We start from the raw sequence: 12,038 nt of genomic DNA on the forward strand, positions 1-12,038 counted from the left end.
TTGCTCACAGCATGCCCGCAGGTTCGCCACGCCGCACCGCTGGGAAGCATCTCCACTGGCCGGTCGGGCCGCCCAGATCCGGGGGTAGCGCATGAGGCGGAGCAGCGGAAGACGTACGGCGCCGGTGGCGGCCGCGGTGCTGGTGGTGGCCGCGCTCGCGGTGGGCTGCCGGCCGGTGACGGTGACGAGGACCGGCGCGCCGGACAGCAAGGGCGTCCGCTACGCCCCGACCACGCCCGCTCCCCCACCGCTGACCGCGCATCCCGCGCCCGCCCGGCACACCGCCCCGGCCCGCCCGCACCGCACGGGGCATCCGGCGCCGCGGGCCCCGCGCGCGGTGATGGCGGTGGGCGCACGCGGTGCGCAGGTCCGTGAACTCCAGGCGCGATTGACCCAGCTGGGTCTGTTCGACCGCGCCCCGACGGGCTACTACGCCTCGGTCACCGCCGCCGCGGTCGCCACGTTCCAGAAGCAGCAGCGGCTGCCGCGTACGGGCACGGTGCAGCCCGCGGCCTGGCGTGCGCTGCGGGCCCGGACCCGCGAGCCGTCGCGCACGGAGCTCTATCCGCCGACGACCAGGCCGGTCGGCGTCCCGGATGCGCGCTGCATGCGGGGCCGGGTGATCTGCATCAGCAAGCGGAGCAACACCCTGGCCTGGGTGGTCGACGGGCGGGTGGTGTCCGCGATGGACGTGCGGTTCGGCTCGCAGTACACCCCGACCCGGGAAGGCACCTTCGCCATCGCCTTCAAGAGCCGGCGCCACGTCTCGACGCTGTATCACACGGCCATGCCGTACGCGATGTTCTTCAGCGGGGGCCAGGCGGTCCACTATTCCGCCGACTTCGCGGCCCGCGGCTACCGCGGCGCCTCGCACGGCTGCGTCAACGTCCGGGACAAGGACAAGGTCGCGGCGCTGTTCGCCGCGGTGCACAAGGGGACCAAGGTGGTCGTCTACCACTAGGGGTGGATCACCGAGGAGAAGGAGAAGGGCGCGGGCAGGGCCGGGGGAACGTGCCCCGCCCGCGCCAAATGCGCTGAGCCGTGGGTACGGGGGGAACCCCGGCTCCTCGCGCAGCCGATGACCAGTCGGCTTCACTCAGTACTGCGTCACCGGCTCGAAAAACGTCACACCCCGCCGGAGGCGGTGGCGCTCGGGGTCGCCCCGGCGGGATCCGTGCCGGTCACGGACGGCGTGGGGGCGGGGGTGGAGGCGCCGGGGGACTGGGTGGGCTGGTCGCCCTCCTCGTCGCCGGAGCCGGCGGAGCCACCGCTCTCGCCGGTGCCGCCGGTGGGTGCGGTGCCGCCGGTGAGGCTGCTGCCGAAGCCATCGTTGTCACCCGAGCCGCCGCCGGACTGATAGCGCGCCAGATACGCGCGGCAGAAGGCGTGCACCTTCTCCGCGCCGCCGGCCCGGCGTTCGAGGCGCTGCCGCGTCTCGCGGTCCATGCGGTCCCGGTTGCCGGACTCGTACTCCTGACAGAGCGTGAGCAAAAGTTTCTTCTTGGCACCCCGGCCGGGGTCGCCCTTCTTGCCGCCCTGGTCGCCGTGCCGGCCGGGCGTACCGCTGCCCGGCACGCCGGTCGCGCCGGGGCTGGCCCCGGGCGTCGCGGTGTCGGAGGGCGCGGTGGACGTCCCGCCGTGCGTGGCGTCGGGCGTGCTGCCCGTGGTGCCGTCGGTCTGGGCCTCGCCGGGCTCAGTGGTGGCCACCGGTCCGGGCGTCTCGGCGGACGAGGCGCTGGATCCCGGTTCGGGACCACCGCCACCGCGGAAAGGGCCGGGCAGGACTCCCGCCCCGGCCGCGACGGCGACCCCGCCGATGGCGCAGGCCGCGAGCGCGACGGCGAAGCCGCGCCGGAAGGGGCGGGCGAACCGGGTGCGTTCGGTGACGGCGGTGGTGTGGACCGTCGGCACGGCGGCGTCGGAGCCGCGGCCCGCCGAACGGGCGCCGGAGCCGTGCGGAACGGCCCGGCGGAACGCGGCGACGGCGGCCTCTTCGCCGGGCAGCGGCGCGGCCTCGGGGGCCCGCGCGCCGACCGCGGCGGCGGCCGCCAGCAGCTGTTCGAGTTCCTGTGCGCCGGCGCCGTACGGGGAACTGACCCGTTCACCACGCAGCATTCGCTCCGCGGTGTCCTTGTCGAGCCAGTCGTACCGATCGTCGGCCATCACATGTCCTTCTGCGTTCGTGCGGCCGATTCCGTCACACCCCGTAGGCGGGAATCCGCCACGCCCCCGGGGCGCTGCTGTTCGGGGAGGTGGTCCCCGGCGCCCTGCGGGTCGCCGATCAGTTCGGCGAGCTTCCGGAGTCCGCGGTGTGCGGCGGTGCGTACCGCACCGGGCCGTTTGCCGAGCACCTCGGCCGCGCTCTTGGCGTCGAGCCCGACCACCACCCGGAGCACCACGGCCTCGGCCTGGTCCTGCGGCAGCCGGGATATCAGCTGCATGGTGCGGCCGGTACCGAGGGCCTCCAGGGCCTCACCGGCGGTGTCGGACGTCGCCGGGGTGTCGGCCAGTTCGCTCTCGTCGCCGCCGATCGCCGGGCGCCGGCCGCGCATCCGGATGTGGTCCAGGGCGCGGTTGCGGGCAATCCGGGCGGCCCAGCCGCGGAAGCGGTCGGCGTCGCCGCTGAAGCGGGCGAGGTCGCGGGTTATCTGCAGCCATGCCTCGGAGGTGACGTCCTCAACGTCCGCTTCGCTCACCAACGTCCGTACATACCCCAGAAGTCGGGGGTGTACGGCGCGGTAGACGGTACGGAACGCTGCCTCGTCGCCGTCCTGCGCCGCCTGTACGGCCACCGTCAGCCGGCGGTCGTCCGGCTGAATGTCGTCCCCTCGCACGGGTCCATCCTGTCGCACGTGGAATGTCCGCCGCCCGGTCCTTGCTGCTTCAGTGCTTCGCTTCGCCGTCGATCGGGGCACTTGGGGGAAAACCCCCGGTAACCCCGCCGTTCCTGCTGACCGTAACCCGTGCGCACATCCGCTCCGCACCCGGGCCGGAATGCGGGCCGCACGGGACCGGAAAACGGGAGACCGTGCGCCCACCGGCGCGGATGCGCACGTTACGGGCCTGGCCGGGCCCGCGTCCAGACCACTGGCCGTACCACCGCCCGCACCCCGTGTGACGCTTTCGGGCCGTCCGGCGCTGTACCGGATAGAGGGCCGACACGGCCCTCCACGAACGACGGCCGGGGCCTCTCCTGTGGGGGGTGGCGGCCCCGGCCGTCCTCGTGGGCTCAGGCCGTCACGGAACCTGATGCCGCATTCACCACCCCCGTCGCGAGAGAGCCTCACCCCGTATCGGGGGGTGGCGGCCCCGGCCCGCCCTCGTATCTCTCACCCGTTTCTTACCGGGTGGCGGCCCGCTCGGCGGGCGCGTTCCTCATCAACCGGACAACCCCGCCTTCTTGGCCAGGGCCGTGAAGGCCGTCCAGGACAGCGCCGGCGTCCGCGGGTCCCAGGTCTTCTGCGCCAGTGCCGCCAGCGGCATCCGGATCCCGGCGGCCACCTGCGGTGCGGTCTGCGCCTGGGACCGGTCGCACCAGATCGCGAAGCGCGCGCCGGGGATCCGGTCCGGCCCGGTCATGGAGGCGGGGACGTTCACCGCCCGGGTGCCGCGGATGACCGTCGGCGTCCAGTCCCGATAGATGCGCTCGCCGGTGGGATAGGTGAACTGGTTGGGCTGGCCGAGGACGTAGTAGAGGTACTCGTCGTTGAAGTTCAGCACGTTGCGACCCTCCTTCAGGAACGCCTCGGGGGGCCGCTTGCCGATCTCCTTGCCGGTCCAGTAGGCGACCGTCCGGTTCTTGTCGGCGGAGACCACCCCGCCGGTGAAGAAGCCGTCGTTCCAGGCCTCGATCCGGTTCTTGCCCTGGCCCTCGACGGTCTTCTGCCGGTCGTTGAGCCAGCCGGTGGTCAGGTCCTCGATGGTGCCGTTGTTCCCGTACTTCTGCCGCGCGGCCCGGGCCAGCTGCGGGTACGAGGTGGACGGCGAGGACGACATCAGCGCCTGGTACTCGTCACCGCCCAGGTGCCAGTAGGCGGGCGCGCCCTTGGGGTTGGTGAACAGCTGGCTCATCTCGCGCAGCAGCGAGTCGATCAGCGGACCGGCCTTGGGGTTGGAGATGTCGATCGCGCCCCGGATCACCCGGCCCGAGGCGTTGCGCAGCTGGAGGTCGGGAAAGTGGTCCAGCACGGCGCCGAGGTGGCCGGGCGAGTCCAGTTCCGGGACGACGGAGATGTGCAGGCTGCGGGCGAGCGCGATGATCCGGCGGACCTGGGCCTTGGTGAGGTGGTCGGCGGAGACCACCTCGGGGTGGGTGTCGCTCTGGATGCGGAAGCCCTGGTCGTCGGAGAAGTGCAGCTGGAACTGGTTGAGCTTGAGGTCGGCGATCTCCCGCAGCCGGGCGTTGATCCAGCCCTCGGTGAACGGCTTGCGGGCGTTGTCCAGCGACATTCCGCGCTGCGGCCGGCCCGGGCGGTCGTTGATGGTGCCCTCGGGGAGCCCGCCGGCGGCGCGGACGGCCTGCTTGATCGTGCGGGTGCCGTAGAAAATTCCGGCGTCGGTGGGGGCCGTGAGAGTGAGCCGGGTCCCTTCGGCGGTGAGGGTGTAGGCCTCGTCGGCGGCGCCCTGGACGGGCAGGTTGTTGCCCTGTTTTCCGCCATTCTTCCCGGAGAGCTTCACCTCGATGTCTCCGGGGCGTACCGGCTCGTCGCCGTAGACGACGGTCAGGCCGCCCAGGTCACGGGCCATCAGGGCGGCCTCGTCGGCGACGTTGCTCCCCTTGCCGGCCGGGACCACCACCCGGGCTCCCTTGGAGGGGCGCCAGCCGCGCCCCTCGGCCCGGCGGAAATCGCGTACGGCCGGGATGACCTGCGGCGTTCCCGTCACCGGCGCCCAGCTGGGGGTCGCTGCGGCCGAGGGGTTCACCTTGGCGCTGGTGCTGCCGGGGGACTCGGTGTCGGCGGAGTGGGAGCAGCCGGTGAGCAGCAGCGCGCCGGTGAGCGCCGCGGCCGGCAGCGCGGCGCGCGACGGCCGCATCGGGTTCGACATCGTGCAATCCTCACTTTTCGGTGCGAAGGCATTGCCAGGTGTGCGGGGCCGGTCGTCCACCGGATGCGCCGAGGCTCTCCCCTCCGGGTGAAATTCGCGCATCCGTCGGACAGCTGTCGACAGGCGTCGTTAGCGTGGCGTCCTCGTTCGTCACCCCTTTCCCAGGGCTCTCCTGGAACCACCGGATACCGCCGGGGTGTCGTGTTCCACGCACCACCGCCACACCCGTCGCCGCTTCGTTCCGCGTCCCGGCGTCGGTCCGCTTCCCTCAGCTTCCGTCAGTCGCCCGCCCCGCACCTGTCGAAAAGACCCGATCGCATCCGTCCGAGGAGCCCACGCTGTCCGGTGACACCCCGGCCGCCCGGCCGACGCTGCGCCCCCAGCCCGCACGGTGCGGCATACCTTCGCAGGTCCCCTCCGCCGCCGTGCCCCGGCCCCGCCCCGACGGCACGGGGCTGCGCCGCCTCAACGCCCTGGACCGGGACGGCGCCCTGGCCGCGCTGCTGCGCTGCTGCGGCAGCCGCGAGTGGGCCGGTCAGCTCGCCGACCGGCGCCCGTACCGGGATCCGGAGGCGCTGCTCGCCGCCGCCGACCGGGCGTTCGCCGGCCTCCCGGCGGCCGGCCTGGACGAGGCACTCGCCGCCGAGTCCCCGCCGCGGCCGCCGACCGGCGCCCACGGACTCGGCACACCGGCCGCCCGTACCGCCCTGAATGCCGCATACGCCGCATACGAGCAGCGCTTCCGTCACGCTTTCGTGATCTGCCTGGACGGCTGCCGGGAGGAGGAGGCGCTCGACCAGATCCTGTTCGGCATCCGCATACGGCTGGGCAACGGCCCGGACGAGGAGCGGGCGGCCACCGCGGAGCAGCTCCGGCGGGTGGCCCGCGGCCGGCTGCGCCGCCTCGCGGCCTGAGACCGGCGCCCGCCACCGACACGGGCCCGAGCGCGCAGCAATCACGCCGTACGACCCGTAAAGGGCCGGTTCGTCCTTGTGTGATAGCCCGTTGGTGCCTGTTTGATCACACCTAAGGACCCCCGCGCGAGGAACCGACAGCTCGTCGATACGATGACGAGCGGCCGGTGGACCGTACCCGGCCGGGCCCGACCGACAGAGAAGCCGGCTGGCGCCCCAATCCCCGCTCCCGGAGGGTTTTTCCGTGCCGGCTGGAACGCTGTACCGCGGCCGGGAAGGCATGTGGTCCTGGGTGGCTCACCGAGTCACCGGCGTCCTCATCTTCTTCTTCCTGTTCGTACACGTCCTCGACACCGCTCTCGTCCGCGTCTCCCCCGACGCGTACGACAACGTCGTTGCGACCTACAAGACGCCGATCGTCAATGTGATGGAGTACGGCCTGGTGGCCGCCATCCTCTTCCACGCGCTCAACGGCCTGCGGGTCGTCCTGGTCGACTTCTGGTCGAAGGGCCCGAGGTACCAGAAGCAGATGCTGTGGACCGTCGTGGGTGTCTGGGTCGTGCTGATGGCCGGTGCCTTCTACCCCGTGCTGCAGCACACGCTGCGCACGCTGTTCGGGAGCTGACGCGAGATGTCCGCTGAAACCACTTCCGCAGACGCCACCGCGAGCGACGTCCGCCTCTACGACGTGGACAACCCGGCCCCGGTCATCGAGCCGCCGCGCAAGCGCACCAAGAAGACCGGCCGCGCCTCCCGGGGCAACTTCGAGATGCAGGCCTGGCTGTTCATGCGGCTGTCCGGCATCGTGCTGGTCGTCCTGGTCCTGGGCCACCTGCTGATCCAGCTCGTGCTCGACGGCGGTGTCTCCAAGATCGGCTTCGCCTTCGTCGCCGGCCGCTGGGCCTCGCCGTTCTGGCAGGTCTGGGACCTGCTGATGCTGTGGCTGGCCATGCTGCACGGCGCCAACGGCCTGCGCACCGTCATCAACGACTACGCGCAGCGGGACAACACCCGCTTCTGGCTGAAGATGCTGCTGTACACCGCGACGGTGTTCACCGTCCTGCTGGGCACGCTGGTGATCTTCACCTTCGACCCGAACATCTCCTGAAGCCGGGGCTGACTGGAACCATGAAGATCCACAAGTACGACACCGTCATCGTCGGCGCCGGCGGCGCGGGCATGCGTGCCGCCATCGAGGCGACCAAGCGCAGCCGCACCGCGGTCCTGACGAAGCTCTACCCGACCCGCTCCCACACCGGCGCCGCCCAGGGCGGTATGGCCGCCGCCCTCGCGAACGTCGAGGAGGACAACTGGGAGTGGCACACCTTCGACACGGTCAAGGGCGGTGACTACCTGGTCGACCAGGACGCCGCCGAGATCCTGGCGAAGGAGGCCATCGACTCGGTCCTCGACCTGGAGAAGATGGGCCTGCCGTTCAACCGCACGCCGGACGGCACGATCGACCAGCGCCGCTTCGGCGGTCACTCCCGCAACCACGGTGAGGCCCCGGTCCGCCGGTCCTGCTACGCCGCGGACCGCACCGGCCACATGATCCTCCAGACGCTGTACCAGAACTGCGTCAAGGAGGGCGTGGAGTTCTTCAACGAGTTCTACGTCCTCGACCAGCTGATCACCGAGGTCGACGGCGTCAAGAAGTCGGCCGGTGTGGTGGCGTACGAGCTCGCCACCGGCGAGATCCACGTCTTCCAGGCGAAGGCCGTCATCTACGCCTCCGGCGGCTGCGGCAAGTTCTTCAAGGTGACCTCCAACGCGCACACCCTGACCGGTGACGGCCAGGCCGCCGTCTACCGCCGCGGGCTGCCGCTGGAGGACATGGAGTTCTTCCAGTTCCACCCGACCGGCATCTGGCGGATGGGCATCCTGCTGACGGAGGGCGCCCGCGGTGAGGGCGGCATCCTCCGCAACAAGGACGGCGAGCGCTTCATGGAGAAGTACGCGCCGGTCATGAAGGACCTCGCGTCCCGTGACGTCGTCTCGCGCTCCATCTACACCGAGATCCGCGAGGGCCGCGGCTGCGGTCCCGAGGGCGACCACGTCTACCTCGACCTGACGCACCTTCCGCCGGAGCAGCTGGACGCCAAGCTCCCGGACATCACCGAGTTCGCGCGCACGTACCTCGGCATCGAGCCCTACACGGACCCGATCCCGATCCAGCCGACCGCGCACTACGCCATGGGCGGCATCCCGACCAACGTCGAGGGTGAGGTCCTGGCGGACAACACCACGGTCGTCCCGGGCCTGTACGCGGCCGGCGAGGTCGCCTGCGTCTCCGTGCACGGCGCCAACCGCCTCGGCACCAACTCGCTGCTGGACATCAACGTCTTCGGCCGCCGGGCCGGCATCGCGGCGGCGGAGTACTCGGCCACCGCCGACTTCGTCGAGCTCCCCGAGGACCCGGCGAAGCTGGTCCAGGAGCAGGTCGAGCGGCTGCGCACCGCCACCGGCAGCGAGCGGGTCACCGAGATCCGCAAGGAGCTGCAGGAGACCATGGACGCCAACGTGATGGTGTTCCGCACCGAGCAGACGATCAAGACCGCGGTCGAGAAGATCGGCGAGCTGCGCGAGCGGTACCTGAACGTGTCCATCCAGGACAAGGGCAAGCGGTTCAACACCGACCTGCTGGAGGCCATCGAGCTGGGCAACCTGCTCGACCTGGCCGAGGTCATGGCCGTGTCCGCACTGGCCCGCAAGGAGTCCCGCGGCGGTCACTACCGCGAGGACTACCCCAACCGCGACGACGTCAACTTCATGCGGCACACCATGGCGTACCGCGAGGTGGGCGACGACGGCGCCGAGTCGATCCGTCTCGACTACAAGCCGGTCGTGCAGACCCGCTACCAGCCGATGGAGCGTAAGTACTGATGGCTACCCCGACCCTGGACAAGGCGGCCGAGGCCGGCCAGCCCGAGCCCGGCTTCGCCGACTCCCCGTACATCACGGTCACCTTCCGGATCCGCCGGTTCAACCCGGAGGTCTCCGAGGAGGCCAGCTGGCAGGACTTCCAGCTGGAGATCGACCCCAAGGAGCGCGTCCTGGACGCCCTCCACAAGATCAAGTGGGAGCTGGACGGGTCGCTGACCTTCCGCCGTTCCTGCGCCCACGGCATCTGCGGTTCGGACGCCATGCGGATCAACGGCCGCAACCGTCTCGCCTGCAAGACGCTGATCAAGGACATCAACCCGGAGAAGCCGATCACGGTCGAGGCCATCAAGGGCCTGACGGTGCTGAAGGACCTTGTCGTCGACATGGAGCCCTTCTTCCAGGCGTACCGGGACGTGATGCCCTTCCTCATCACGACCGGCAACGAGCCGACCCGTGAGCGCCGGCAGTCCGCCGAGGACCGCGAGCGCTTCGACGACACCACCAAGTGCATCCTGTGCGCCGCCTGCACGTCCTCGTGCCCGGTGTTCTGGAACGACGGCCAGTACTTCGGCCCGGCGGCGATCGTCAACGCGCACCGCTTCATCTTCGACTCGCGCGACGAGGGCGGCGAGCAGCGCCTGGAGATCCTCAACGACAAGGACGGCGTCTGGCGCTGCCGGACGACCTTCAACTGCTCCGAGGCGTGCCCGCGTGGCATCGAGGTCACCAAGGCCATCCAGGAGGTCAAGCGGGCGCTGATCACGCGGCGCTTCTAGTACCGCCGTTCAGCGCCGGACGGCGGCCCGGGCCGTGGCCCGGACGCCGGCCGGGACCGGAACGTCCCCGAGGGCCCCGCCCCCGTACGCACGGGAGCGGGGCCCTTCGGCGTGCCCGGCCGCGGCGCGGGGCCCTCCGGCGGGTCCGGCCGGCTCCCGTTCCGCCGCCGGGTAGACCAGCACCGGCGGCAGCGCGTCGTCCACCAGCGCGATGGGCACGCCCCGGCAGAAGTACGAGGGCACGAACACCAGCCCCCGCCCCTGGAGGAACAGCTCCCGCTCCACCGGGTACGCCACCTCCAGCACCGGCGGCCGCCAGCGCATCACCGGCCCGAACGTCCGCAGCATCGCCTCCGCGCCGGACTGCGCCAGGGCGTGCACCCGCAACGCCCGGTCCGCGCCCACCCGCCCGGCGATCCGCGGCCAGGCCGGCGCGACCGCCAGGTGGTGGTACGTGCGCAGGTTGCGCGCCAGTTGGCGCAGCGCGGCCGGTTCGCCCTCCCCGATGCCGCGCGCCTCGCCCGGCAGCGCCCGGTGCCCCGCCAGCAGCGCCACCTCGGCGCGCAGCCGCGTGCGCGGGGTGCGCATCACCGCCTCCAGCCCCGGTTCGACGCCCTCCAGCGCCGCGTAGGGCGTGAGGAAGTCCGGGAAGTAGCCGCGCAGCGGCACCAGCGGGAACAGGGTCCGCACCGGCCCGGGGCCGTGCCGCACCGCATGCTGGCGCCAGGCGGCCAGCGCCGGCTCGCCGCGGTCCTCCCGCAGGATCTGCAGGCTCAGCGCGGTCTCCCAGAGCGGGTCGGCACCCTCCGCCACTCTGGTACGCGCCAGATCCTGCCCGGTGAAGTGCACTCGTAACACGGCAGCCCCCTGCTTCCCCACCGCTCCCCCGAACGGCGTGCACAAGAGGATCGGCCGGGCGGGCGGGTCATGGCAAGCGGAAAGCGCAAGAAGCTTTACGGCCTTCTTGGGGCGGGCGCGTCCTTGGCGGGTGGGCGGGCGTCCTTGCCGTGTGGGGCGGGCCCGCCCGGGGCGCCGGCCGCCGTCCCGGGCGGGGCGCTCAGGCCGAGCGCAGGGCCAGGGCCGCCAGCGCCTCGTCCTCGGCCTGCCGCTGCCGCATGGTCCGCGCGTACGCCTCCAGAGCGGCCCTGCGCCGCGCCAACTCCTCAATTTCCGCGTCGAGTTGGGCCATCCGCCGCGCCACCACCCCACTGGAGTGGGTGCACGGCACCAGCCCGGGGCCGCCCTGGGCGCAGGGCAGCAGGCCGCGGATCTCGTCGGTGTTCAGACCCGCGGCGAGCATCTCCCGGATCCGCCGGACGCTCTCCACCGCCTCCTCACCGCGATAGCGCCGATAGCCGTTCGCATCCCGCTCGGCGCTCAGCAACCCCTGCTGCTCGTAGTAGCGCAGCACCCGCACGCTGGCCCCCGTACGCCGCGACAACTCACCGATCCGCATCCGACCGACCCCTCTTCGTACCGAATCCTCGTACCGCATCCGCGTACCGGCCCAGCGGCCCGGAGATCGGCCACCACCTTCCGTTCTGGCCGCCGACTTGACCCTGACACCGGTGTCACACTGCAACCTCTTCCGCATGACGCAGATTCCCGCATCCTCGACCACCCTTCCGAAGCTGGCCACCACCGTCGCCGGTGACCCCGCCGGGCCCGGCCTCCTGCTGGCCCACGGCGCGACCGGCAGTGTCAAAAGCAACTACGGCGACCTCATACCGGCCCTGACCGCCACCGGCCACCACGTCGTGGCCCCCGACTACCCCGGCTCGGGCAACACCCCGCGCGCCACCGGCCCGTTGGAGCTGGACGCCCTGGCCGACGCCCTGGTCGCCGAGGCCACCGCGGCCGGTATGGACACCTTCACCCTGATCGGCTACTCCATGGGCTCCGCCGTGGCCGTACGGGCCGCGGCCCGGCACCCCGAACGGGTCCGCGGGCTGGTCCTGACCGCCGGTCTCGCCAAGGCGGACGCCCGGACCACGGTCTGGCTCGACCTCTGGCTGCACCTCCTGGAGCGCGGGGATCACGTCGGCTTCGCCCAGGTGCGGGCCCTCAGCGGCCTGGCCCCCGAGAGGTTCAACGCCCTCTCCCCCGCCGAGCGCGCGGCCGTCCTGGACCCCGACCCGTCCCTGCCGCCCGCCGGCTCGGCCGAACAGGCCGCGCTGGTACGCGTCCTGGACACCACCGCCGACCTGCCCGCGATCACCGTGCCCACCCTGGTCATCGCCACCACCCTGGACACCCTGCTGCACCCGTCCCACTCCCGATACCTGGCCGACCACATCCCCGGCGCCGAGTACGCGGAGATCGCCACCGGGCACCTCCCGTTCGTCGAACGGCCGGCGGAGTGGCAGGAGTTGATCCACACCTTCCTGGCCAAGCACGCACTGTGAGGCGGCGGTCCGGT

At 71.9% G+C, this 12,038-nt stretch carries 12 protein-coding genes; 7 read left to right on the forward strand and 5 right to left on the reverse strand.

Annotated features, from left to right (window positions below; translation table 11 throughout):
* The first annotated feature begins 91 nt into the window (after positions 1-91).
* Positions 92-961 carry a L,D-transpeptidase family protein gene (locus V2J85_RS17530; RefSeq protein WP_261956042.1) on the forward strand — a complete coding sequence of 290 codons (870 nt, stop codon included), beginning with the start codon at positions 92-94 and terminating at the stop codon, positions 959-961.
* A gap of 164 nt (positions 962-1,125) precedes the next feature.
* Here V2J85_RS17530 and V2J85_RS17535 read toward each other — a convergent pair whose 3' ends face one another.
* From V2J85_RS17535 to V2J85_RS17545, 3 genes are all read right to left on the reverse strand, one after another.
* The gene (locus V2J85_RS17535) at positions 1,126-2,163 is read right to left on the reverse strand and encodes a hypothetical protein (protein WP_330822119.1); all 1,038 of its coding nucleotides are present in this window, start codon (positions 2,161-2,163) and stop codon (positions 1,126-1,128) included.
* A complete protein-coding gene (locus V2J85_RS17540; RefSeq protein WP_261956044.1) occupies positions 2,163-2,834 on the reverse strand; it encodes an RNA polymerase sigma factor in 672 nt (223 codons plus the stop codon). The genes V2J85_RS17535 and V2J85_RS17540 overlap by 1 nt, the downstream gene beginning before the upstream one ends.
* Positions 2,835-3,378: 544 nt before the next feature.
* Positions 3,379-5,046 (reverse strand): beta-N-acetylhexosaminidase, encoded by a 1,668-nt coding sequence (locus tag V2J85_RS17545; protein ID WP_261956045.1) that lies wholly within the window; start codon positions 5,044-5,046, stop codon positions 3,379-3,381.
* A 425-nt stretch (positions 5,047-5,471) separates the two neighbouring features.
* On the opposite strand from V2J85_RS17545, the gene V2J85_RS17550 reads away from it, so the two are divergent.
* The 5 genes from V2J85_RS17550 (at position 5,472) to V2J85_RS17570 (ending at position 9,619) form a co-directional block, all read left to right on the forward strand.
* On the forward strand, positions 5,472-5,960 hold the full coding sequence (locus V2J85_RS17550; protein WP_330822121.1) for a 2-oxo-4-hydroxy-4-carboxy-5-ureidoimidazoline decarboxylase: 489 nt from the start codon (positions 5,472-5,474) through the stop codon (positions 5,958-5,960).
* Positions 5,961-6,204: 244 nt separating this feature from the next.
* Complete coding sequence (gene sdhC, locus V2J85_RS17555; protein ID WP_261956047.1) at positions 6,205-6,585, forward strand: succinate dehydrogenase, cytochrome b556 subunit; 381 nt, start codon at positions 6,205-6,207, stop codon at positions 6,583-6,585.
* Positions 6,586-6,591: 6 nt separating this feature from the next.
* Positions 6,592-7,068, forward strand: a complete 477-nt coding sequence (locus tag V2J85_RS17560; protein WP_261956048.1) for a succinate dehydrogenase hydrophobic membrane anchor subunit — start codon at positions 6,592-6,594, stop codon at positions 7,066-7,068.
* Between the two features lie 20 nt (positions 7,069-7,088).
* Positions 7,089-8,843 carry a succinate dehydrogenase flavoprotein subunit gene (gene sdhA / locus V2J85_RS17565; protein ID WP_030416513.1) on the forward strand — a complete coding sequence of 585 codons (1,755 nt, stop codon included), beginning with the start codon at positions 7,089-7,091 and terminating at the stop codon, positions 8,841-8,843.
* The gene (locus tag V2J85_RS17570) at positions 8,843-9,619 is read left to right on the forward strand and encodes a succinate dehydrogenase iron-sulfur subunit (RefSeq protein WP_261956049.1); all 777 of its coding nucleotides are present in this window, start codon (positions 8,843-8,845) and stop codon (positions 9,617-9,619) included. The genes sdhA and V2J85_RS17570 overlap by 1 nt, the downstream gene beginning before the upstream one ends.
* Positions 9,620-9,628: 9 nt before the next feature.
* Here the strand turns inward: V2J85_RS17570 and V2J85_RS17575 are convergent, their stop codons facing one another.
* Both V2J85_RS17575 and V2J85_RS17580 read right to left on the reverse strand, forming a co-directional pair.
* Positions 9,629-10,477, reverse strand: coding sequence for a hypothetical protein (locus V2J85_RS17575; RefSeq protein WP_261956050.1), 849 nt, complete (start codon positions 10,475-10,477; stop codon positions 9,629-9,631).
* A 199-nt stretch (positions 10,478-10,676) separates the two neighbouring features.
* On the reverse strand, positions 10,677-11,075 hold the full coding sequence (locus V2J85_RS17580; RefSeq protein ID WP_261956051.1) for a MerR family transcriptional regulator: 399 nt from the start codon (positions 11,073-11,075) through the stop codon (positions 10,677-10,679).
* 136 nt (positions 11,076-11,211) lie between these two features.
* Between V2J85_RS17580 and V2J85_RS17585 the strand changes: the two genes are divergently transcribed.
* Positions 11,212-12,024, forward strand: a complete 813-nt coding sequence (locus V2J85_RS17585; protein ID WP_261956052.1) for an alpha/beta fold hydrolase — start codon at positions 11,212-11,214, stop codon at positions 12,022-12,024.
* The last annotated feature ends 14 nt before the right edge of the window (positions 12,025-12,038 follow it).

It is taken from the genome of Streptomyces bugieae (assembly GCF_036352915.1).
Taxonomy (GTDB): Bacteria; Actinomycetota; Actinomycetes; order Streptomycetales; family Streptomycetaceae; genus Streptomyces; species Streptomyces endophytica.

Excerpts from the sequence above, each read along its gene's own strand:
- sdhA (WP_030416513.1), top strand. The coding sequence starts at position 7,089 with ATGAAGATCCACAAGTACGACACCGTCATCGTCGGCGCCGGCGGCGCG.
- V2J85_RS17535 (WP_330822119.1), bottom strand. The coding sequence starts at position 2,163 with ATGGCCGACGATCGGTACGACTGGCTCGACAAGGACACCGCGGAGCGA.
- V2J85_RS17530 (WP_261956042.1), top strand. The coding sequence starts at position 92 with ATGAGGCGGAGCAGCGGAAGACGTACGGCGCCGGTGGCGGCCGCGGTG.
- V2J85_RS17580 (WP_261956051.1), bottom strand. The coding sequence starts at position 11,075 with ATGCGGATCGGTGAGTTGTCGCGGCGTACGGGGGCCAGCGTGCGGGTG.
- V2J85_RS17585 (WP_261956052.1), top strand. The coding sequence starts at position 11,212 with ATGACGCAGATTCCCGCATCCTCGACCACCCTTCCGAAGCTGGCCACC.
- V2J85_RS17560 (WP_261956048.1), top strand. The coding sequence starts at position 6,592 with ATGTCCGCTGAAACCACTTCCGCAGACGCCACCGCGAGCGACGTCCGC.
- V2J85_RS17545 (WP_261956045.1), bottom strand. The coding sequence starts at position 5,046 with ATGTCGAACCCGATGCGGCCGTCGCGCGCCGCGCTGCCGGCCGCGGCG.
- V2J85_RS17570 (WP_261956049.1), top strand. The coding sequence starts at position 8,843 with ATGGCTACCCCGACCCTGGACAAGGCGGCCGAGGCCGGCCAGCCCGAG.